This window comes from Carboxylicivirga litoralis, assembly GCF_025499605.1.
GTDB lineage: Bacteria > Bacteroidota > Bacteroidia > Bacteroidales > Marinilabiliaceae > Carboxylicivirga > Carboxylicivirga litoralis.
This window is the reverse complement of record NZ_JAFMVC010000002.1, coordinates 266,597-290,142: the sequence shown is the minus strand read 5'-3', so window position 1 is coordinate 290,142 and position 23,546 is coordinate 266,597. Positions and strand designations below refer to the sequence as shown.

General features: G+C 39.6%; 17 protein-coding genes and 3 tRNA genes. 12 read left to right on the top strand and 8 right to left on the bottom strand.

Annotated elements, in window-relative coordinates:
* The 3 genes from J1N10_RS03390 to J1N10_RS03380 form a co-directional block, all read right to left on the bottom strand.
* The gene (locus J1N10_RS03390) at positions 1-786 is read right to left on the bottom strand and encodes an inositol monophosphatase family protein (protein ID WP_262325262.1); all 786 of its coding nucleotides are present in this window, start codon (positions 784-786) and stop codon (positions 1-3) included.
* Between the two features lie 5 nt (positions 787-791).
* Complete coding sequence (gene mtaB / locus J1N10_RS03385; RefSeq protein ID WP_262325261.1) at positions 792-2,108, bottom strand: tRNA (N(6)-L-threonylcarbamoyladenosine(37)-C(2))-methylthiotransferase MtaB; 1,317 nt, start codon at positions 2,106-2,108, stop codon at positions 792-794.
* 107 nt (positions 2,109-2,215) lie between these two features.
* Entirely contained in the window at positions 2,216-3,532 is a 1,317-nt protein-coding gene (locus J1N10_RS03380; protein ID WP_262325260.1) for a PhoH family protein, read from the bottom strand.
* 80 nt (positions 3,533-3,612) lie between these two features.
* Here J1N10_RS03380 and J1N10_RS03375 point away from each other — a divergent pair, with 80 nt between their 5' ends.
* The 5 genes from J1N10_RS03375 to J1N10_RS03355 all read left to right on the top strand — a co-directional run bounded on the left by J1N10_RS03375 (position 3,613) and on the right by J1N10_RS03355 (position 6,226).
* Positions 3,613-4,911, top strand: a complete 1,299-nt coding sequence (locus J1N10_RS03375) for a bifunctional folylpolyglutamate synthase/dihydrofolate synthase (RefSeq protein WP_262325259.1) — start codon at positions 3,613-3,615, stop codon at positions 4,909-4,911.
* 67 nt (positions 4,912-4,978) lie between these two features.
* A tRNA-Val gene (locus tag J1N10_RS03370) sits at positions 4,979-5,053 on the top strand.
* Positions 5,054-5,111: 58 nt separating this feature from the next.
* Positions 5,112-5,186 (top strand) — tRNA-Val (locus tag J1N10_RS03365).
* Between the two features lie 26 nt (positions 5,187-5,212).
* Positions 5,213-5,287 (top strand) — tRNA-Val (locus J1N10_RS03360).
* Between the two features lie 327 nt (positions 5,288-5,614).
* Positions 5,615-6,226 carry a MarC family protein gene (locus J1N10_RS03355; protein ID WP_262325258.1) on the top strand — a complete coding sequence of 204 codons (612 nt, stop codon included), beginning with the start codon at positions 5,615-5,617 and terminating at the stop codon, positions 6,224-6,226.
* A 104-nt stretch (positions 6,227-6,330) separates the two neighbouring features.
* Here the strand turns inward: J1N10_RS03355 and J1N10_RS03350 are convergent, their stop codons facing one another.
* Together J1N10_RS03350 and J1N10_RS03345 are read right to left on the bottom strand one after the other, a co-directional pair.
* Complete coding sequence (locus J1N10_RS03350) at positions 6,331-8,274, bottom strand: amidohydrolase (RefSeq protein ID WP_262325257.1); 1,944 nt, start codon at positions 8,272-8,274, stop codon at positions 6,331-6,333.
* A 6-nt stretch (positions 8,275-8,280) separates the two neighbouring features.
* Positions 8,281-9,390, bottom strand: coding sequence for a choloylglycine hydrolase family protein (locus J1N10_RS03345; RefSeq protein WP_262325256.1), 1,110 nt, complete (start codon positions 9,388-9,390; stop codon positions 8,281-8,283).
* Between the two features lie 463 nt (positions 9,391-9,853).
* Between J1N10_RS03345 and ettA the strand changes: the two genes are divergently transcribed.
* Entirely contained in the window at positions 9,854-11,539 is a 1,686-nt protein-coding gene (gene ettA, locus J1N10_RS03340; RefSeq protein WP_262325255.1) for an energy-dependent translational throttle protein EttA, read from the top strand.
* Positions 11,540-11,596: 57 nt separating this feature from the next.
* On the opposite strand, the gene J1N10_RS03335 is transcribed toward ettA, so the two are convergent.
* Entirely contained in the window at positions 11,597-12,700 is a 1,104-nt protein-coding gene (locus J1N10_RS03335) for an adenylate/guanylate cyclase domain-containing protein (protein WP_262325254.1), read from the bottom strand.
* An 86-nt stretch (positions 12,701-12,786) separates the two neighbouring features.
* On the opposite strand from J1N10_RS03335, the gene J1N10_RS03330 reads away from it, so the two are divergent.
* Both J1N10_RS03330 and J1N10_RS03325 read left to right on the top strand, forming a co-directional pair.
* Positions 12,787-13,305 carry a WbuC family cupin fold metalloprotein gene (locus tag J1N10_RS03330; RefSeq protein ID WP_262325253.1) on the top strand — a complete coding sequence of 173 codons (519 nt, stop codon included), beginning with the start codon at positions 12,787-12,789 and terminating at the stop codon, positions 13,303-13,305.
* Positions 13,306-13,491: 186 nt separating this feature from the next.
* The gene (locus J1N10_RS03325) at positions 13,492-14,172 is read left to right on the top strand and encodes a helix-turn-helix transcriptional regulator (protein ID WP_262325252.1); all 681 of its coding nucleotides are present in this window, start codon (positions 13,492-13,494) and stop codon (positions 14,170-14,172) included.
* A 66-nt stretch (positions 14,173-14,238) separates the two neighbouring features.
* Here the strand turns inward: J1N10_RS03325 and J1N10_RS03320 are convergent, their stop codons facing one another.
* Positions 14,239-14,418 (bottom strand): helix-turn-helix domain-containing protein, encoded by a 180-nt coding sequence (locus J1N10_RS03320; protein ID WP_262325251.1) that lies wholly within the window; start codon positions 14,416-14,418, stop codon positions 14,239-14,241.
* A 171-nt stretch (positions 14,419-14,589) separates the two neighbouring features.
* Between J1N10_RS03320 and J1N10_RS03315 the strand changes: the two genes are divergently transcribed.
* The 4 genes from J1N10_RS03315 to ychF all read left to right on the top strand — a co-directional run bounded on the left by J1N10_RS03315 (position 14,590) and on the right by ychF (position 19,979).
* Positions 14,590-15,063 (top strand): hypothetical protein, encoded by a 474-nt coding sequence (locus tag J1N10_RS03315; protein WP_262325250.1) that lies wholly within the window; start codon positions 14,590-14,592, stop codon positions 15,061-15,063.
* A gap of 208 nt (positions 15,064-15,271) precedes the next feature.
* The gene (gene hisS, locus J1N10_RS03310; protein ID WP_262325249.1) at positions 15,272-16,636 is read left to right on the top strand and encodes a histidine--tRNA ligase; all 1,365 of its coding nucleotides are present in this window, start codon (positions 15,272-15,274) and stop codon (positions 16,634-16,636) included.
* Positions 16,637-17,041: 405 nt separating this feature from the next.
* On the top strand, positions 17,042-18,547 hold the full coding sequence (hutH, locus tag J1N10_RS03305; protein ID WP_262325248.1) for a histidine ammonia-lyase: 1,506 nt from the start codon (positions 17,042-17,044) through the stop codon (positions 18,545-18,547).
* Positions 18,548-18,878: 331 nt separating this feature from the next.
* Positions 18,879-19,979 (top strand): redox-regulated ATPase YchF, encoded by a 1,101-nt coding sequence (gene ychF, locus J1N10_RS03300; RefSeq protein ID WP_262325247.1) that lies wholly within the window; start codon positions 18,879-18,881, stop codon positions 19,977-19,979.
* A gap of 165 nt (positions 19,980-20,144) precedes the next feature.
* On the opposite strand, the gene J1N10_RS03295 is transcribed toward ychF, so the two are convergent.
* Entirely contained in the window at positions 20,145-23,417 is a 3,273-nt protein-coding gene (locus J1N10_RS03295; RefSeq protein ID WP_262325246.1) for a ligand-binding sensor domain-containing protein, read from the bottom strand.
* Between the last annotated feature and the right edge of the window lie 129 nt (positions 23,418-23,546).

The following is a 23,546-nucleotide window of genomic DNA, read 5'->3' as shown; positions in this document are numbered from 1 at the left end:
TTACATTATATCATTTATTATCGTTTTAAACTCATTAAAAGTAGCACTATTTGAGGCAATTATCTCCATTCCAAACAGATAGTTATCACCACCTTCAAAATCACATACAGCACCACCTGCTTGCTGAATCAAAAAAGCACCAGCCGCTACATCCCAGGGCTTTAAGTTATATTCATAAAACGAATCGAAACGACCACATGCTACATAAGCAAGGTCAGTAGCAGCCGAACCCAATCGGCGCAAACCCCGCGAATGTTCCATAAAATACTGAATCGATTTCATAAACCCCTCTAAACGCGAATAGTTGGAATATGGGAAGCCTGTTGCAATCAAACTATCTTTAACCGTCTTTGTTTTTGACACTTGAATTTGTACCCCATTCAAACACGCAGCTCCTTCTTTATAGGAATAAAAACACTCGTCCAAACCAATTTCATAAACAACACCAAGCACTAATTGGTCATTTTCCTGCAGAGCAATACTAATGGCATAAGGCGATAATCCATGAATAAAATTAGTTGTCCCATCAATGGGGTCAATTATCCAGTTATACACATCACCCTTGCTATTATCCGTTCCTTCTTCGGCAATAAAACCACTTTGGGGCAGCAACTTTTTCAAGCCTTCAATAATTTTTCGTTCCGATGCCTTATCGACCTGGGTAACAAAATCGTTACTACCTTTCACTTCAACATCGACAGATGAATGCTTGCGTTCGTTTTTTATAAACGCTCCGGTGGCTTTTGCCAAATCACAAACCTGCTGACATAACGATTGATAATCCATGTGTTTTATATTAATTCTGCGACCATATTTAAGCTTCCCAGGGCTAAATGCTTCAGCTTGACAGGCTGAATGGTATTGCTCAAATGACTTTCATAAGGCACCTCAACCTTGATGTAATTTTCTGTGAAGCCATTAATCATGCCATCATGCTCAGCGCCTTCGAACAACACGGTGTTTTCATGGCCAATATATTGCTTGTAAAAATGCCGTGTTTTCTTTTCTGATAATTCATGCAGTATTTTACTTCGCTCTTTACGTTCCGGAACAGGCACCACCTCATCAATTTTTAAAGCCTGTGTATTAGGTCGTTCGGAATAAGTAAACACATGCAATTGTGAGATATCCAAATCGGCCAAGAATTGATGTGTGGTTTTAAAATCTTCGCCCGACTCACCCCGAACACCAACAATCACATCCACACCAATAAAAGCATGCGGTATAAGTTCCTTAATGCGTTCAACCTTCGATCGAAACAGAGCCGTATCATATTTCCGCTTCATCAGCTTAAGCACTTTATCAGAACCCGACTGCAAAGGAATGTGAAAATGCGGCATAAACTTATTTGATTTGGCCACAAACTGAATTATTTCGTCAGTCAGCAAGTTAGGCTCGATGGACGAAATACGAAAACGTTCAACACCTTCCACTTTTTCAAGCGCTTTGATTAATTCAAAGAACGACTCGCCTGATTCCTTACCGAAATCACCAATATTAACACCCGTCAAAATGATTTCTTTAGCACCTCCACTGGCTGCTTTTTCGGCCTGTTGAATTGTATTGGCAATTGTGTCACTTCGGCTTCTCCCCCGAGCGAAAGGGATAGTACAGTAACTGCAGAAGTAATCACATCCATCTTGCACTTTTAAAAAACAGCGGGTGCGATCGCCAAACGAATAGGATGGTTTAAACTCTTTATTCTTTCCGATTTGTCCAGCATGAATCGTGGCTCTATCAACCTTTTTAAAGTCCTCCATATATTGAAGGATGTCAAATTTTTCGTTGGAGCCCAATACCAAATCTACCCCTTCAATATTTGAGACCGTTTCTGGTTTTAGTTGAGCAAAGCATCCAGTCACTACAATAAAGGCATTTGGATTTTGCTTGATGGCTTTTCGAATAACCTGCTTGCATTTTTTATCGGCTAGCTCCGTTACCGAGCACGTATTAAACAAATACACATCGGCATGTTCAGAAATATCTACCTTCTCAAAACCAGCCTCTACCATGGTGCGCGCCACTGTTGATGTTTCGCTGAAATTGAGCTTACATCCAAAGGTGTGAAACGCCACTTTCTTATTTTCAAAAACCGAAGTATCAATCATCGTTGTAAAAAAAATGAAAGTGCAAAGGTAAAAAAAAGCTATCAGCTGATAGACTTCAGCCAATAGCTATTAAATATTTATAAATATTTGAAAGCTTAAACAGTTAATTACAACAAATCAGAAGCCAGCTCAGCTAAGTAACTTCTTTCGCCTTTCACCAGGTTAACATGGGCAAAAATTTCCTGTCCCTTCATTTTATCAGTCAGGTAGGCCAAGCCATTTGACTGCATATCCAGATACGGCGAATCAATTTGCTGCACATCGCCCGTAAAAATCATTTTGGTACCTTCACCAGCTCGTGTTATGATAGTCTTCACTTCATGTGGCGTCAGGTTTTGTGCTTCATCCACAATAAAGAAAGCATCAGACAAACTGCGCCCTCTGATATACGCCAAAGGCGTGATGATTAACTGCTCATTTTTCAGCATCTCATCCAGATTGTTCACCTCTTTACTGGTTGCCTTAAATCGACTTTTAATCACTCCCAGGTTATCGAACAACGGTTGCATATATGGTCCAATCTTTTCATTGATATCGCCAGGTAAAAAACCCAAATCGCGATTGGCCAATGGCACAATGGGACGAGCCAACAATATCTGGCTGTACTGCCTGTGCTGTTGCAAGGCTGCTGCCAACGCCAGTAAGGTTTTACCTGTTCCTGCTTTTCCTGATAAAGAAACCAGTTTAATATCGGGATTTAACAAAGCATTCAATGAAAAAGTCTGCTCAGCATTTCGAGGATCAATACCATAGGCTCCATGCTTTTCAACGCGACGAATCAATCCCGAATAAGCATCGTTGTGTGCCAGCACCGATTGATTGCCATTGCGCAAAACAAAATACTGGTTGGCCGGCAAATCCTTCATTGGAAACTCATCAATAGGGATGCCCTGATGCTGGTATAATGCTTCAATCAAAGCCTTATCAAAATCTTCATGTATCTCAACTCCTTTGTCGAGAATATCAATATCCTTTACTTTATCGTTTTCATAATCTTCAGAAGCTAAGCCAAGAGATTTAGCTTTCAAACGAAGGTTGATATCTTTGGTAATAAGCACCGTTTGCCTTCTGGGGAACTCCGCTTTTACATGAAGTGAGACTGCTAATATTCGATGATCAGACGTATTTTCGCTAAATGATTCCTTCATTACCTCGGGCGTTGGCTTACCCGTTGCCACAAATAACTTTCCTTTTTTGGAGCCCAAAGGTATCCCTTCTTTAAAGGCCTTCTCCCCAGCCATTTTATCCATTTCACGGGCAAATTCCCTCGCCTGAAAGTTGATTAAGTCATTCCCTTTTTTGAATCTATCGAGTTCCTCGAGCACAACTATTGGGATAATCACATCGTTTTCCTCGAAGTTGTATATACATTTGTGGTCGTGTAAAAGAACGTTTGTGTCAAGAATAAAAATTTTCTTAGCCATATAGAGCGGTTTTGTTTCGTTTCTCTTAAAGATAGAGAAAAAATAGCCTCAAAAATCAGAATATGCCATAATTTTGCATCATGAACTACAAAGAAACACTGGATTTTTTATTTGCTCAATTACCCATGTACCAAAGGGTAGGCAAAGCGGCCTATAAAGCCGATTTGGCAACCACCTTAGAATTAGACAACTACTTCAACCATCCACATAAAGCCTATAAAACCATTCACATAGCTGGCACCAATGGGAAAGGTTCTGTATCACATTGTCTTGCATCAGTTTTACAGGAATCAGGATTAAAAGTAGGACTATACACATCGCCTCACCTGAAAGATTTTCGTGAGCGCATCCGAATAAACGGTCAGATGATTACTGAGCAAGCTGTCGTGAATTTCGTGGCTAACCACAGTGCAATTATCAAATCGTTACAGCCTTCTTTCTTTGAGATGTCGGTAGCCATGGCCTTCGATTATTTTAAACAAGAAGCAGTTGATGTGGCAGTGATTGAAGTAGGCATGGGAGGCCGACTGGATTCCACCAATATCATTACACCTGAAGTATCAGCCATTACGAATATTGGTTTGGACCACACCGCTTTTCTTGGAACTAATCTGGCCCAGATAGCTGGTGAAAAAGGAGGCATTATCAAGAAAGATATTCCGCTTGTTATTGGCCAAACACAATCAGAAACAGCATCGGTTTTTAAAACTATTGCACAAGAAAGAGGCTCCAGTATCGTTTTTGCCGATTCAGAGTTTTCTATATCAACAGCTACTTTATCGGTTGATGAGAAGCAAATCTTCCAGGTTATGAAAGGCGAAAAACTTATATATCCTGATTTGAAACTGGATTTACTGGGCAGCTATCAACAAAAGAATGTTGTAACAGCATTGGCCATCATTGAACAGCTCCGAAGTAAACAATTCAATATCTCTCCTGAAAATATTTATATGGGTTTAGAGAATGTGGTAAAAAACACCGGTTTATTAGGCCGTTGGCAACACATTGGCTACAACCCACGTATCATATGCGATACCGGTCATAACCTTGATGGCATGCAAATGCTGGCTGAGCAAATTCAAAATACGCCGCATGACCAACTTCATATTGTCTTAGGCATGGTGAACGACAAAGACCATGCAGCGGTTCTGAACATCCTGCCAAAGGAAGCCCGATATTATTTTACCAAAGCCTCTATTCCTCGTAGTTTAAATGAAGAGGAGCTTAAGATAATGGCTAATACTTATGCGCTAACAGGCGAATCCTATACTAATGTAAATCTAGCAATTGAAGATGCGAAAAAAAATGCAGGTGTCAACGACTTGATTTTCATTGGAGGGAGCACATTTATTGTAGCCGATGCATTAGAAAAGTACTAATTAAATTTGGAGGAGAAGAAAAAGAGCTATACATTTGCATCGCTTTTCGAAAGAGATAAGCACGCAAGGGCGATTAGCTCAGTTGGTTTAGAGCACTTGGTTTACACCCAAGGGGTCGGGGGTTCGACTCCCTCATCGCCCACCCAAAATGATTAAACGAAATCATTAAAGTAATTTATTGAAATTACCTGAAATATTCAGGGCGATTAGCTCAGTTGGTTTAGAGCACTTGGTTTACACCCAAGGGGTCGGGGGTTCGACTCCCTCATCGCCCACTTTAATTGACACTGCATATATTTCAGGGCGATTAGCTCAGTTGGTTTAGAGCACTTGGTTTACACCCAAGGGGTCGGGGGTTCGACTCCCTCATCGCCCACTTAAAAGGAGAAGCAGTTATTGTTTCTCCTTTTTTTGTACCTTCTAGTCATGTGCTATTTCTACATCCTCCAGTACCACGAACAAATTCTGTGTCTAGGCATAAATTTTACATAGTCTGCAAAGGAAAAACTTCACATCGGAAATGCCTCTATTAAAATTTTAATTAAATTGTATCTAACAATTAGCACACTTCCTTTAATTTCAATATACATGAGAATGCCTTTCCATTATAAGACAATATATCCCAATCACAACAATATCATATAACTACAGATATCAAACCAATTCATTCATAACAAATTGAATACACCCTAACATAACTCACATGGAAGACCTACTAACCTATTCTTTAACGGTATTCATGAGCTTTTTCGCCATCATGAATCCAATTGCTAATACGCCAATTTTCTTAGGACTAGTCGACGGAGAAAAGAAAGAAGACAAAAAGAAAATTGCCAGAACCGCAACCTTAACAGCCTTCATTATTGTACTCTCATTTGTAATTGCAGGCAAGTATATCTTCGAATTGTTTGGAATCACCATTCCTGCATTTAAAATTACAGGAGGCATATTGATATTTTATGTCGGCTTTGAAATGTTAATGTCACAAAAGTCAAAAATGCACCATACAAATGCTAATAATGAAAATAATCTGGCTATATCACCATTAGCCATTCCTATTTTAGCCGGACCAGGAACAATTGTGACGGCAATGAACAGCGTTACCAAAGCTAGCTTTATACACATTGGCATAGTCATCGCTATTTTTGGGCTGATTATATATATGACTTATTTAGCATTTAGGTATAGTGAAATCATTGTGGACAAAGTTGGTAATAATTTAATCTCAGTCATCGGAAAACTAATGGGTCTAATTCTTGCAATTATTGGAATTGGAATGATTACCGAAGGCATCAAGCTCTCATTCAATTTATAATTGAATTTGACCAGCGCCAAGAAAGAATAAAAATCAAAAAAGACCAAGTTAATTAACAACTTGGTCTTTTTTGATTTTCACCTGCTATACCAGCACTCGGTTATTTAATTTTCAAGTGCACCAGCTAAAGCATAAGAAAAAAGACGATTCAGGGCGCACACACAATTACTGTTTCCGTGTTCTTGATGCTGGTGAGAACAATGACTATGACACGATTGCATTTCATACATTAAAGCATATGAGTTCTCATTCAATACTGGCCCTGTAGAGCCTGTCACATTACCAGCTCTTTTTACTGGTAAAATTCGCCCCTCATGCACCGTACCCCATACTGGAATATCTTTGATTTGAGTAGCTTTACAAGTAATAGGATTATCTGCCAATATGGTAAAATTAGCCAATTTACCGGCTTCAATACTACCTACCTCCTTCTCCAAACCTAATGAATACGCAGCTTCAATAGTCACAGCCTTTAGAGCTCCCTCGCGACTAATTCTTTGCTCTTTACCCGCAACTCTACCCGATTTTGTTATACGATTTACGCCGCAGTCCATTAAAAACAATGGTTGACCTGGAGCCATCGGCATGTCTGAATGCAGTGAAAAAGAAATACCGGCCTTTTCAACATCTGCCATACGCACCATATGATCAGCCCTTTCAGGCCCCAAACCATTTATGCTATACATATCAGCCAAAGCCGTTACATAGTATGGATTACCGCTAACGATAGCACCTAACCTTTTAATCCTTTTTACCTGATCTTTACCAGAAACAGCAAAATGAACTACTACCATTCGATGATCGTAACGTGGGTTTCTTCTCATATTTGCTTCTAAATTATCTAAAAGCATATCTAAGCCAGCATCACCATTAACATGAATATGGATTTGATACCCGGCATCCCAATATACTTTAAAGGCTTTCGCAAACACATCAAGATCCATCATCCATTGCCCTTCATAGTTGCCATTAATAAATGGATCACGCAGTTGCATGGCCAAAGAGTATATCGCACCATCGGCAAATAGCTTCACTTTATCGGGCAGCATGGTGGTCATATCATGACACCAATCCAACGTTTTTTCAGTTTCCATAATGACATTTTCAGGATATAAGCTATAGATAGATTTGCCATCTGGAATAAAATAAAAGCGAAAAGGACTTGACGATTTCGATAACACAGCATTCTCTGCCTCTTGTAGCTTCAAAGAATACAATCCACCCGGTTCACAAGCCAGGGTTACTCCATTAGTATGATAAAACTCCTGGGTAAGCTCCAACCCTTCCTTCAACCTCTCGGGAGTAGCAAGGTAAGGAACAATCTTAGGCACAATTCCAAACATACCCTGTTCCCAAAAATGACCTTCGCCCAGGTTGGACTGCTTTTTAGCTGTTGAAGTAAACTTATCAACATAAGCCTTATCAATGCCCAATGTATTTAAAGCAACAGTGTTAAGCGTAAACTCATGACAGGAGCGATGCCACACTATAATCGGACGGTTTGCACTTAATTTATCCAGATCAGCCCTGGTAAGAGGGCCATGAAAGGCAGGGTGATAACCCCACGTAAAAAGCAATTCATCTTTTATTTTTAAGCGCTTATTTGCTTCTTGTAGCAGTTGCCAATACTCTTTCTGGTTATTAGCTGCCAATGCTGTTTTTTGGGGCAACACCCAATCTTCGATTGCTATAATTTCAGACATCATTGCCAAACTGCTCAATAAAGGATGATCGTGCTGGGCTATTAAACCCGGCACAATCACTTTGCTCTTAAAGGTGTTATCAACCGTGTATGCCTGTTCGCCTGCTGCTTCAGTTAATTCCTTTAAAGAACCAACGGCAAGAATTTTATCTCCTACAACAGCAACGGCTGTAGCCTTGGGCATATCAGTATTCAGGGTCACAACCTCTTTGGCTGTATATATAACAACTTTTGGCAATGGAGCTGTTTCATTCACAATATCCTGAAGTGTAAATGTTTGACTCCATCCATTAGTTGACAGTATTACACCAACAATTATTAAACTTATGAACTTAAATTTCATCATAAAACATTATTTCTTAAAGTCTTTACTTACGTCCTTAAATACAAATTCAGAATTCATTGATATTCGCCCAACTTTAGCCTTTGCAGCTTTAAGTGTTTTTTGAATATCAATCTGGCACACCTGCTGTCCTTGGTAAGTTTTAAAAGAATATGTCAGATTTTTCAAATCAATTACTGATGTCCATGATGTTATTTCATTAAAGACCTTTGTACCGTCTGGAGTTTTGAACACCTCGCGCACTGAACCTACCGGGATGTCAAAATTATTCATTAGGTGAAAAACCTGGGGAACAGTTAAAGATGCCGTCGCCTGTTTTACTGCAGATTGCGAATAGACAGCAGCGCGAACAAAGCGCGATGGGGGCGTGCCGTCGCCTGGCAAGCCACGCAAACCACTCCCTTCACCAAATGCCCTTAGTTTTTGTCCGGCAAAATCAAATGGTTCGACATTGACAACAGATAAATTCATGTAGTTATTAAGATTGGTGACATGCCAGTCAAAAGTTGGTGAGTTGGTAAACACACCAAAAGGATTATCGTAAATAACCAACTTCCCACTCAAGGGCTCAACCACAACACAAGCTCCTGATTTATCATGTATAACAAAGTGAGCCGGCAAGCTAATATTGCCAAGCACTTCTATTGGATTTTCAACCAGAAATACCTTATCATAGTTTGCTTTCACTTCTTCTATTGATGCAAAATTGGCCAATAACCAGGTTCCATAATCCTCAGCAGCCATTGAAATATCGTATTTAGATGGGTCGGGCTGATTGTAACTGGCATATCCTGGAAAATAATGCAATCCTACATAGAGACCAGCTTCATTTATTCCATCGGCATGTATATCGAAACCAAAGCCATTAGCTCCCACAATGCCATACTTTGATGTATAAGTGATGCCTTTTGACTTATCAGCAAGTGAGCTCGTAATTTCTTTACCGGCAGGAAAGACAAGAACTTCAGAATTCGGGTCAAGACCAAACTCAAGAGTTCTGCCTACGACCACTCCGCCATCTTCAGCAATTAATCGTAAACCAGTGCATGCGTTAGTTCGCAAAAAACTGGTTGAACTCATTATAAAAATCAAAATCGTAATGGTTACTTTTGTTCTCATAATAATTAGAATTTAGGTTTAAATACTGTGATTATTTAATTGAGGAAAGAATACAGAACTAATAGATTGGTATGACTTAGTATTAATCCGCTTGAAGGGGTTTATGGAACTATTAACAGCGATTCAATGGACGTAGCTTATTTCTCGGTTTCTACTTTGCACCTATCTTAACCTATAGCAGGCATTTATCCACTCACCAATAAAAGCCAAAGAAATGAAATCATTTTAAGTTGCTGTTTCAACATAATATTAGAGTTAAGGTTAATTCATCACTTTATTTATGAAACATAAATGTAAATTATTCTATTACTAAAGTCAATATCCTCTTTTTTTATTTGACAACTTATAAGGTTAAAAACAAATCACTACACACTAGCAACATACTCCTAAATTCGACATTTTAGCAGATAGACAACTGCTCAACATTTCCTACCTTTGCACTTCAAACGAAAATTATATTAAAATGTCAGACGATAAAAAAATAATATTCAGCATGGTTGGGGTGAGTAAGACTTTCCCCCCGCAAAAGAAAGTGCTAAATAATATTTACCTATCGTTCTTCTATGGTGCTAAAATTGGCATTATCGGCTTGAACGGTTCAGGTAAATCAACACTGCTTAAAATTATAGCTGGTGTAGAAAAGAACTATCAGGGTGATGTCGTGTTTTCTCCCGGTTATTCAGTGGGCTACCTGGAGCAGGAACCTCAATTAGACGAGAGTAAAACAGTGCGTCAGGTTGTGGAAGAAGGCGTTCAGGAAGTGGTTGATACATTAAAAGCCTACGAAGCATGCAACGAGAAGTTTGGCGATCCTGAAGTATTGGAAGATCCGGATAAGATGCAGGCAGTGATGGATGAGCAAGCCAAATTACAGGAGCTTATTGACCAGCACGATGCCTGGAACCTGGATACTAAGCTTAATCGTGCCATGGACGCTTTACGCTGTCCGCCTGAAGACCAGCCAATCAATGTACTTTCTGGTGGTGAGCGCCGTCGCGTTGCTCTTTGTCGCTTGTTATTGCAAGAACCGGATATCCTTTTATTAGATGAGCCTACTAACCACCTGGATGCTGAATCGGTCCAATGGCTGGAACAACACCTGCAACAGTACAAAGGCACTGTAATTGGCATCACTCACGACCGTTACTTCCTTGACAATGTGGCCGGCTGGATTCTTGAATTAGACCGTGGTGAAGGCATTCCTTGGGAAGGCAACTATTCATCGTGGTTGGATCAGAAGACCAAGCGCATGGCTAACGAAGAAAAACAAGCTTCGAAACGTCGCAAAACACTGGAGCGCGAGTTAGAATGGGTACGCATGGCTCCAAAAGCTCGTCATGCTAAAAACAAAGCCCGTTTGAATGCCTACGACAGCTTGATGAAGGAGGATGTAAAAGAGAAAGAGGAAAAACTGGAAATCTTCATCCCGAACGGCCCTCGCTTAGGAGATAAGGTAATTGAAGCACATGGCGTGTCAAAAGCCTTTGATGAAAAACTCTTGTTCGAGAACCTGGAGTTTATGCTACCAAAGAATGGTATTGTTGGTGTTATCGGGCCTAATGGCGCAGGTAAAACAACCCTATTCCGCTTGATTATGGGACTTGAACAAGCCGATGCCGGAACTTTTGAAGTAGGCGAAACCGTTAAAGTTTCGTATGTTGACCAGTCACACGATGATATTATTCCGGGCAAAACAGTTTACGAAGTTGTATCACAAGGCGATGAATTACTTCGAATGGGCAACAAAGAGGTGAATGCCCGTGCCTACCTGTCGCGCTTTAACTTTGCCGGCAACGACCAACAGAAGAAATGCGAAGTACTTTCGGGTGGTGAGCGCAACCGACTGCACCTGGCCATGGCTCTAAAAGAAGAAGGTAACGTATTGCTTTTGGATGAGCCAACAAACGACATTGACGTGAACACGCTCCGTGCACTGGAAGAAGGTCTGGAAGACTTTGCCGGATGTGCTGTCGTTATCTCGCACGACCGTTGGTTCCTTGATCGAGTGGCAACACATATCTTAGCTTTTGAAGGCGAATCTAAAGTATATTTCTTCGAAGGCTCCTATAGTGAATATGAAGAAAATAAAAAGCGCCGTCTGGGTGATACGACCCCACAGCGCATTCGCTATAAAAAGCTGATTAAATAAAATTAGGCGAAGGTAAGAATCATCTTGATTCTTTTGCCTTCTACCTTATTTCATAATTTATTGCATCGAGGGGGCTGGAATCAAAACAGCCTCCTTTTTTTCTATTTCTTTCAGAGGTTTGTGAATATAATACATGGGCATCACCCCCTTGCCTTTTACCTTTTTAGGAACTCGTGTCACTAATTTATAAGCTTCTGACAATGGCTTGCTTAAACTCTCCGAAACATTGATCTGCATGGGTTCACACATAGCCTGAAAGCGAGAAGCCATATTAACCGTTTCGCCAAAAATATCGAAGTTAAGGTTGCTTGGACTAACCGAACTACCAATGATATCACCATTATATAAGCCAATCTTTAACTCCCACTTAATTTCACTGTTCTTGTTACGTTCGATAATATAATCACGAATTTTAACGGCTGCTGAAGCCGCTTCAATTTCAATATTACCGGGCGTATAAAACATGCCACACACAGCAATATAAGCATCCCCCACAGTTTTTATCCGCGTGCAGAAATGCTCATCAATCACTTTATCAAAGCCAGTAAATAATTCATGTAATTCGCGCAATAAAACACCAGGTGACATTTTACCTGTTTTGGTTGTAAAATCAACCATATCAACAAAAATGGCCACACAGTCTTTGTAACGCTTTGGAGGAATGGAGCCATACTCCTTAATCTGCATGAGAATAGGCAGGGGCAATATTGATTTCAGTATACGCTCATTCTTTAGGTTAGCCAAGGTTAATTGGTTAGCATGATCTTTTAACGATTTAAAATTAGCATAGTTTGTTAGAACAGCCTCGGCACGTGCCTGTAGCTCTTCAGGATGAATGGGTTTAGGAATAAAATCAGCTGCACCTACGCTAAATGCTTCCTTTATTTTATCGGTGAAAGAAACTCCCGACATTAATATAACAGGCAAATCTTTGGTTAGCTCATTCTTCTTAAGTATCCGAAGCACCTCCAATCCATCAATATCAGGCATCTCCCAATCTAAAATTACTAAATCGGGCTGATGACGCACAGCTTGCCGGCATGCCTCCTCCCCATTATTAGCCGTTATGATAGTTCGGAAAGGTTCATTATTACGGATGACTGTTGAAATTAGTTTTAAATCTAATTCCGAATCATCAACTATTAGTATTGTATTACCCATTTTATTTCAACTAAAGGCATTTGATAATTTGTACGAATACAATCACAAAAGTTAATAGCCTAATGACTAATAACGTGATATAGTTGATGAACTATTGTATTTTAGTAACCAATAAGAAATCAACTTTACATACCATGATTATTGATAATAAACTTTTAAGCCAATTAGCAGATAAAGCAACAAATTCAGTACGCAAAAGGGCTAATTATAATTTTCACCAATCAAATGACGACATATTACAGCGTATGCTGAACATGATTCAACCATATAGTTATGTTCAACCTCATAAACATCAGAATCCCGATAAACGTGAAGCGTTTATTATTCTGCAAGGACGCTTATTGGTTGTTCTATTTCAGAATGATGGCACAATTAAACAGGCGACCATTCTCGACAGAGACAAACAGGTGTATGGAATCGAAATCCCTCCACATTGTTATCATACCATTGTGGCCCTAAAAAACAACACATGCGTTTACGAAGTAAAAGATGGGCCCTACGATGAGTTAAACGACAAGCAGTTTGCACCATGGGCACCTTCTGAAAACCATACCAACTCAACTGTTTATTTAAAACAACTGCTCGATAGATGCCTAAAAGACTAAAGAAGAACTGCCCTCTCAAGGGAATGTGAGAGGGCAATGTAAGAATGTATGAATCGGGAAACCATAAAGGATTAACTTGATACAAAAATAGAGGCATTTAATCGCATTGTAAAAAAAAGCATTGGTAGGTTTGTGGTACATCTGCACAATTTACGTTAGATTTGTACAAACCCAAACTACTGCCCGATGAAATACCTTGACACCCCTATTAACAATATAAAAAAGAATGAAGCAATCGTTGTTGCTGAGCTCAATGGACAAATTGTGGCCGGCAATAAGGAAGCATTGGAACTATATCAATATCCATCACTTCAAACCTTTAAAGAGTATAACTTAAAAGATTTAATGCCTGAAGACTTTGCTAAGCTTTACCCAGCAGAGATGACTCCCGAACACATCAATTTTGACGGCTACCATACTCACGTGTGCAAACGCATGAATGGCGAACTCTTTGCCTGCAAACTACATACGCATTACCAGAATTTTAGTGGCAAAAAACTATTGATTGGTCATGTTCGAGAAATAAATGAAGAGGTAGATATTGAGAAAATACGCTTGAAGCAAATTATTACAGTGCTTGAACGCGAGCTGAAAGCTGAACGAACTAAGAACTTTAAAAACAACGTTGTAAAAACAACCCGGCAACTCAGCCGTTGTTTTCCTATGTTGAGCAATAACGACCTAAAAATTTGCTATTACCTGACACTAAACTACAACAGTAAACAGATTTCGAGAGAATTAAATATTACAACAGACGGCGTTTATGCGGCTCGCAAGCGCATAAGAAAAAAACTACAACTAAGCCCTGAACAAGATTTGATAAGGATTTTATTGACCTGCATTAAGCACTGTGAACAGTGTTCATAACACCTCTATGCAACAAATCCACTAGGCAATAGTATGCACTAGCGGATTTTCAAAATTACCATAATCCTATTTAGCCGGCTCCCAAAAGCAACGTTTGGGCGATACAATTTTAGCTTCGGCTTTTAATTCCTTCATAGCTTTTTCTACCTCTTTCTTTTCCAGGCCACTTGCTTCGGCAATTTCGCCAGTTCTCATGGGTTTTCCAGCTTTGGCCATGGCTTCTAATACTGTTATTGCATTTGACATATCTGCTTGTTTTAAAGTTGTTTTTATTGTCGATCATAAAGACAAATAGTGAGAAGGAATTGTTTTGGATTTAATAAAAAGATCGAATAACCTGAAAGTCCTTAATACTTGACTATATGGTATGTATTGTGCACCTTTGGCTACTTAAAATAAACCAAACGAAAAAATACTATGACAATTACTAAAACGTTATTTGCACTTTTTACAATTACTGCAATAGTATCGTGTTTCCAGTCAAAAACAAAAGAAAGTAACAACACGGATAAACTAACCTATTTAAACGGATATTTTCTCAGGAATAATGTCAGCCTTAACGAAGAAGTAAACCCAATCGTTATAACCTCTAAGAATGAATTTGATAACTATTTTGGAATAGCTAAGACAATGAACAATACAGTTTCAGAAGTTGAATTTGATAAAAATAACTATGCAGCTATTATAACCAAACCGAGTTCTACAAAACAAATGGTAATTATTACCAATTCAAAAGAAGAAAACGGACAATTAACGATTAACTACAAAATCCTTAAAGAAGGAAATCAAACATTTGTTTCAAATGAAATGAAAATATTTGCTATGCCGAAAACAATCAAATCAGTGAATTTTGTGTCGGAAAGAGAATCAAAACTAATTGAAATAAACTAAGAAACTAAATTCAATAGCAATGCTATTGGCTCATATTTTACATGGCCTTAGAACACATTTTATCCGAAACAAATTGTAAACATAGTCAAACAGTCTGCTATTAGGGGACACCATCCTCCTCTCACATCTGACATCTCTACTCTTTTTCTTATCTTTGCCCCGGTTTAAGCAAACCCACTTATTACGAATAGCAAAACAAATTACAGATATGGCTCAAAAACCAAGCATTCCGAAGGGAACCAGGGACTTTTCACCTGTTGAAATGGTGAAGCGTAATTATATTTTCGATACAGTAAAATCAGTATTTCAGAAGTATGGCTACCTGCCTATTGAAACGCCTGCTATGGAAAACCTGAGCACCCTGCTTGGCAAATATGGTGAAGAAGGTGATAAGCTATTATTCAAAATCCTTAATTCGGGCGATTACCTGAAAAAAGCCGATGACCATTTATTAGCTGAGAAAGCATCGAACAAAGTGATGTCGCAAATTAGCGAAAAAGGCTTACGTTATGATTTAACAGTACCCTTTGCCCGCTTTGTGGTGCAGCACCAAAACGAGATTAGCTTCCCGTTTAAGCGCTACCAGATTCAGCCGGTATGGCGCGCCGACCGTCCACAAAAAGGGCGTTACCGCGAGTTTTTCCAGTGCGATGTGGATGTCGTGGGCAGCAACTCGTTATTGAACGAAGTAGAGTTGATTCAAATTGTTGATGAAGTGTATCGCTTGTTAAACATCAATGTGGCCTTATTGCTTAATAACCGTAAAGTATTATCGGGCATTGCCGAAATCATTGATGCGTCAGACAAAATTGTTGACATTACTGTTGCTATCGATAAACTGGATAAAATTGGTTTGGACAAAGTAAACGAAGAACTGGCATCTAAAGGCCTGTCTCAGGAAGCCATTGATACCATTCAGCCTATTATCATGCTCAGCGGTTCTAACCGCGATAAAATAGCCAAGCTACGCGAAGTATTGGCAACATCTGAAGTTGGTTTGAAAGGAGTAGATGAATTGGAAGTGGTATTGAACTACCTCGACACCTTAAACCTGGACTTAGAGGTTGAACTTGATTTAACATTGGCCCGAGGTCTAAATTACTACACCGGTGCTATCTTCGAGGTGAAAGCCAAAGATGTTAAGATTGGCAGTATAACCGGTGGTGGTCGCTACGATGACTTAACGGGGATTTTCGGATTGAAAGATGTATCAGGCGTTGGTATCTCGTTTGGGGCCGATCGTATCTATGATGTAATGAACCAGCTGGAACTGTTCCCAAAAGCTGATGGCGCTAAAACACGTGCTATGTTTGTTAACTTTGGCGGTGAAGATGAATTGTATGCGCTTCGAATCCTTAAAGAAGTACGTCAGGCAGGCGTCAATGCCGAATTGTTTCCCGACTCGGTAAAAATGAAAAAGCAGATGAACTACGCCAATAAAAAGGAAATCCCTTTTGTACTGTTGACAGGCGAAGAAGAGCGCAATGCTAATGTAGTAACCGTTAAGAATATGGAAAGCGGTGAACAAAGCAAAGTAAGTGTTGAAGAATTGATAAAAGTCATCAGCATTTAATAAAGAAATTATCTATGTTTGCGGGGTAGGCATCAAATTGCTTACCCCGCTTTTTTATGGGCAGAATTCTAAAAAACAGAGACCACGTTTTTATCTCTTTCGGTGGCGACATACGCTGCCCCTGAAGCAGGCGTTGCCTGTTTTGTTATGATGCAATATCGTAGTGGTATTGTCATAACTCCCCCTCTGCCTGTGGCATCTCCCCAAGGGGAGAATATATTCAGAACAATCTTCCCCCGGGGGAAGTGCCTGAAAGGCGATGGGGGCGGAAGAAATTAAATACATAACAACTCTTACTACCCCAATCTATCATTACTGAATTACATTTGTGTACGTGCCATAGGCACAATGCACCAGTTTTAAACCCGCACTGCGCACTATGCACTGTGCACCATTTTAATTACCATGCAAAAGATATTTGAAATTTCACCGGCACCTCTATCATACGAAATCATTGAAACCATCCTTACTGAAGGCTATCAATTGAAGCTTTCTGATGAATCCATTGCTCGAATCAAGCATTGTAAGCAATACCTGGATAACAAAGTAGCCAACAACGACGGCCCTGTTTATGGTATTAACACAGGCTTTGGTTCATTGTGTAACATCTCTATTTCGTCTGATGACTTAAGTAAATTGCAGGAGAATTTGGTGAAGAGCCATGCCTGCGGTATTGGACGTGAGGTACCACGCGATGTGGTAAAATTGATGCTAATGCTAAAGATTCACGCTTTGAGTATTGGTAACTCTGGTGTACAGGTCGAAACGGTTCAGCGCCTTTGCGATTTCTTCAACAAAGGCGTTTATCCAATCGTATTCGAACAAGGTTCATTAGGAGCATCAGGTGACTTAGCACCTTTGGCACATTTATTCTTGCCTTTAATCGCTGAAGGCGAAGTACATTACAAAGGCGAATTACGTCAGGCTGCTGATGTATTAAAAGAAAACAATTGGGAACCGATCAAATTGGGTGCTAAAGAAGGCTTAGCCTTATTGAACGGCACGCAATTTATGAGCTCACACGCTGTTTACACGCTTTTAAAAGCATTCCGTCTGTCGAAGTATGCCGATATTATTGCCGCTACTTCGTTAGATGCTTTCGATGGTCGTATAGAGCCTTTCTTCCCGCAACTGCACGCCGTTCGCCCTCACCCGGGACAAATTGAAACAGCGCGCAACATCAAAGCCATTTTAGATGGTAGTGAATTGATAACTCGTGAGAAAAAGCACGTTCAGGATCCTTATTCGTTCCGTTGTGTACCTCAGGTGCACGGTGCCATTAAAGATGCCATTAACTATGTAGCCAATGTGGTGCTTACAGAAATCAACTCGGTCACCGATAACCCAATGGTGTTCCCTGAGGACGATTTAATTGTTTCTGGAGGTAATTTCCACGGCGAACCCTTAGCTTTAGCAATGGATTTCTTATCAATTGCCATGAGTGAGATTGGAAGTATTTCTGAGCGTCGTACTTACCGATTAATTTCTGGCGAGCGAGGATTACCAGAATTCCTGGTTGCCAACCCTGGTCTGAACAGCGGTTTTATGATTCCTCAGTATTCTGCAGCATCAATCGTGAGCTTGAACAAGCAGATGGCAACACCTTCGTCGGTGGATAGTATTCCATCGTCAAACGAGCAGGAAGACCATGTGAGCATGGGTGGTAACGCTGCCACTAAAGCATTAAAAATTGCGCAAAATGTGGAACGTGTTTTAGCTATTGAGCTATTCAATGCATCGCAGGCCATGGATTTCCGTCGCCCGGCTAAAACATCACCATTCCTTGAGGACTTCTTAGCTCAATATCGTGAGTTTGTTGGTTTTGTAAAAGAAGACAAAATCATGTACAAAGAAATAGAAAAGAGTATTGACTTCCTTCAGAACGGTGAATTCGGAGAATTTGGAGAATAAAACCGATTGCTCAATGAAATAAGCCTTATTTCAACAAAGTTTCCCCAAGGCTCTTCATTGATACTTCGGCATTTACCAATGTAATCAGTAAAATGACCTAAGGCTCATTTTGTGATACATTTGGCATAAAAATAGCCAACAGCTCATTGCTGTACATCGATAATATAAAAGGATCGCATCTTTATTGCCTATATGGTTATTAAGATGCGATCCTTTTTTTACATCCTGCCAATCATCTTGATACTCACTACTTATATCTTGATACTTTATTAAAAAAAACCACTACTTTTGCAGCGCAAAACAATCGAGTAATTAATTAAGATAGAATATAATGGCATTACAGTGCGGAATCGTTGGCTTGCCCAACGTCGGAAAATCAACCCTTTTTAATTGTTTATCAAATGCAAAAGCTCAGTCGGCCAACTTCCCGTTTTGTACCATTGAGCCTAATGTAGGTGTGATTACAGTGCCAGACGAGCGCTTGGTTAAGCTGGAAGAATTGGTAAAACCAGAACGGGTTGTACCTACAACTGTTGAGATTGTTGACATTGCCGGACTGGTTAAAGGTGCCAGTAAAGGTGAGGGCTTAGGCAATAAGTTTTTGGCTAATATCCGCGAGACGGATGCCATTATACATGTATTGCGCTGCTTTGACGATGACAACGTTACCCATGTTGATGGCTCGGTTAATCCTGTGAGAGATAAGGAAATTATCGATCTGGAGCTACAGTTTAAAGATTTAGAAACAGTAGAGGCGCGTCTTCAAAAAACTGAAAAAGCAGCTAAATCATCGAAAGATGTTGATGCCAAGAAATTGGTTGAAGTTTTGTATCGTTACAAAGAAGCATTTGAAAATGGCAAATCGGCTCGTACAGTTGAATTAACCGAGCACGAAGAAAAGGTTACCAAAGACTTGTATTTATTAACTAACAAACCCGTGATGTATGTTTGTAATGTTGATGAAGATTCAGTTATTGAAGGCAACCAACATGTGGAGGCTGTTCGCGAAGCCGTGAAAGATGAAAATGCTGAAATTTTAATGATCGCCGCTAAAACTGAATCAGAAATAGCAGAATTGGAAACCTTCGAAGAACGTCAGGAATTCTTGGAAGACATGGGATTGAAAGAATCGGGTGTTGCCAAATTGATTCGTTCGGCCTATAGTTTATTAGAGCTTCAGACCTACTTTACAGCGGGTGTAAAAGAGGTACGCGCCTGGACTTTCCATAAAGGTTATCTGGCTCCACAGGCAGCTGGTGTTATCCATACTGATTTCGAGAAAGGTTTTATCCGCGCCGAAGTCATTAAATACGATACTTTTGCCGAGCTAGGTTCTGAACAAGCTTGTAAAGAGGCTGGTAAAATGAACGTAGAAGGTAAAGAATACGTGGTACAGGATGGCGATATCATGCACTTCCGTTTTAATGTTTAATAAAGCTATTAGATTTTAGAACGCGAACAAGTTCGCTTATAGAAGTTAGGAATTAAGAAGCCCGGCAAATGTCGGGCTTTTGTTGTATTTATGGCTTATAAGTTTGGGGTCACAAATTTATCAGTTCGACAGTTATTCAATTCATCGATTTATCAACAAATGAATTTAAAGCCTGAATCCCATTAACAGAATATCATCCACCTGCTCGTATTCCGTTCCCATCCACTCTTCCATCTTCTGGTGAAGGATAGCCTTTTGGTCATCAATCGGTAGTTTGTGAATATTCAGCAACAAGTGGCGGAAACGGCGGTACTTAAACTTCTTACCCTCGGCACCTCCAAACTGGTCGGCAAAACCATCTGAAAACAAATAAATAACATCATTGGGAAACACTTCAATTTCCTGACGCGAATAGCTCAGTTCTTTGTTTTCATCAGAATACCCAATCGGGAATCTGTCGCCTTTATAAGTCATGATTTCATTGTCGCGAATGATATAAAGCGGATTCATCGCTCCGGCAAAATGAAGCACCTGTTTTTCTTCATCCATCATTATCAAAGCAATATCCATTCCGTCGTCAATACTTTTCTGATTGAGGGATCCATCCTGCCCGTTCTTTCTGAAAGTAAGTGCGACCTCACGACTCAATTGATTCAAAATATTGGCCGGACAATGCTCGCCCTGAATCTCAACGATATTCTTCAGTAAGTCGTAACCAATAATCGACATAAAAGCTCCTGGAACCCCATGACCTGTACAATCTACAGCGGCTAAAAACACTTTTTTACCGGTGCGATACGTCCAGTAAAAATCACCACTCACAATGTCTTTAGGTCGGTAATAGACAAACGACTCCGGGATAATTTGTTTCACCATTTTCTCCGATGGTATCATCGCTTCCTGAATTCGTTTGGCGTAGCTAATACTATCGGTCAGGCTTTGGTGAACGCGCGACAATGTTTCTTTCTGATCCTCTATTTTTCGCTTATCAATCGCTTTTTCGTTTAATGCTTTATAGGCTTTTCGGTAATTACGGATGCGATAATTAATGAGTGTTTGTATGAGTAACACGGCAAAAATGATGTAAAAAGCATAAGCATACCCCGACATCCATAATGGAGGTATTACATCAATAACCAGTTGCACCTCTTCAGGACTAAAAACTCCATCATTATTGGCCCCCCTCACTTTAAGAATATATTCTCCGGGAGAAAGATTAGAAAAATTAACAAAATTCTGATAGGTAACATCACGCCATTCTTCATCGTGCCCTTCTAGCTTTACCCTATATGAGTTGGCCGTAGGATAGGTAAATTCAAGGGCGGAGAATGACACCTGTATCATCGTATTTCTCTTATAAAGCACTGAAATTGCCTCTTCAAATACACCTTCGTAAGACTCCTTTTCTTTCCCTTTTCGAAAGACGTTTACCCCAGTAACCACTACCTTAGGTTTATTATTATTTTGAGGTACATCCACTGAATTAATTATCGTTAAACCTTTATCTCCTCCAAAGAAAAGTTCATTATCGCCATACTTGCAAGATGAGCTAACGTTGAAATTATAATCAGGTACACCATCGTTTTTATTATAATGAATCGGCTCACCTCCTGGAATCATCATTGAAATACCAATTCCTGTACTAATCCAGATTCGATGATAATCGTCAATTTCAACGGCATAAATTTTTCCACTAATCAAATCATCATAGCGCCAGAAAGATGTTGTCTTTGTATTCTTATCAAAATACGATAAACCGGCATGGGTACCAATAATAATTTTGTCATGATCCTCGGCAAAAGCAGAAATAATATTATGGCTTAATTTCTTTGGTTCGCCTTCTATATTACGAATCCGCTCAAATGTTCTGCTGACAACATTATAGGTGTTGATACCATTATTCGTTCCAATCCAAATTAGTCCATTCGAGTCTTCGAACAACACATTAATTTCATCATCACATAAGCCATTTTCACTCTCATTGTCCGACCAATAGCTGGTAATTTTATGCCCATCGTAGCGGTATAACCCAAATTGAGTCGCAAACCAAATGTGCCCCAACTTATCCTCAATAATATCCTTGATAGTATTAGTCTTTAGTAAATACCTAAAGTCGCTGCTATTGGTATAGTCGAATTCAGTAATTCTGTTTCGACCGTTATACTTCACAAACACACCTTGATTAGTACCAAACCAAACATTTTCCTTCGAGTCTTTAAAAATGTCGTTGACCGCCGGATCATCTTTTAAAACATAAGGCGGATAAATGGTATAATGCTTAAATTGTTTTGTATCGCGATTAATCCGGTACACCCCTTTTTGTGCCGTACCCAACCACAGGTTATTCTCTTCATCAACATACACCGACTGAAAATCAAAACAATCAATAGGATATTCCACATCATCTGCTGATGAAATTGAGGAGAACTTAGGTGGTTTTCTGTCTATTTTAAACAAGCCATCTTGCTTGGTTCCCACCCATAAGAGCCCACTGTTATCAACCAATATCGATGAAATATTCTTAAACGGATTTAGCAATTGGTTGCTTACTTCGTATTCTTCATAAACATCGTATGGGGCATTTGAATACATCAAACCTTTTGACGTAGCTATCCAAACTGTGCCATCCTCAGTTGCCAGAATACTACTTACACTCTCACTTTTATAGCGATTCGTCCTTTTGTAGATAGCCTCAATTTGATCGTTAGTCACATCATAACGCCACAAACCAGTTGACGAACCTGCCAGCAAAACGCTATCGCTAATTTTTGCAAGGCTGCTAATTTCTACCTGTTGCACATTATCAGGGTGTATGCGCTGTATCGTGTTACCATCACTCTCCACAACCTGAATACCATCTTTAGAACCAAACCACACCTTGTGTTGTACTGATACAACAGGATACAAATCACTGGTTCCTTTTTTTAAAACAGAAGAGTAATGATCAAACTTTTTAAACGATTGGGAACGGTAATTGACTTTCGCAATGGCGTTGCGTGTTTTGATCCAAACATTATCGCCTTCAACATGCATACCATAAACACCGTATTCACGTAGATCTTTGAACAAAGGAGAGGCCTTTCCCAAGTTTTTAAACTTGCCATTTTTCTTTTGCCAAATGGCAATTCCACTATTTCGTGTCCCTATCCAAATATTTCCATCAGGCGTTTCTACAATAGCTTGAATGTAATTACCAACAATGGTACTGTCCTGCAACGGGTGATGGCGGAAAACATTGAAATTGTATCCGTCATACCGATTTAAGCCATCTGAGGTTCCAACCCAAATATACCCTCTGCTATCTTGAAACAAAGTCGTAATGTGGCTGTTCGATAAACCATCGTTAATGGTAAATTGCTCGATTGAAAACTGATTACGCTGAGCATCAACAGCATTTACGAACAAAAACACGATAAACATTAGATGCAAACAACGCATTTGCAGATAGTTATTAAATAGTCGACTAAATATCCTTTGGATCAACACACTCATTGTTGATAAAAGTAATAAAAACCAATGACCTAATGCCAATGAAGTACAAGAAAGAAATTCTAAACTGACATTTTA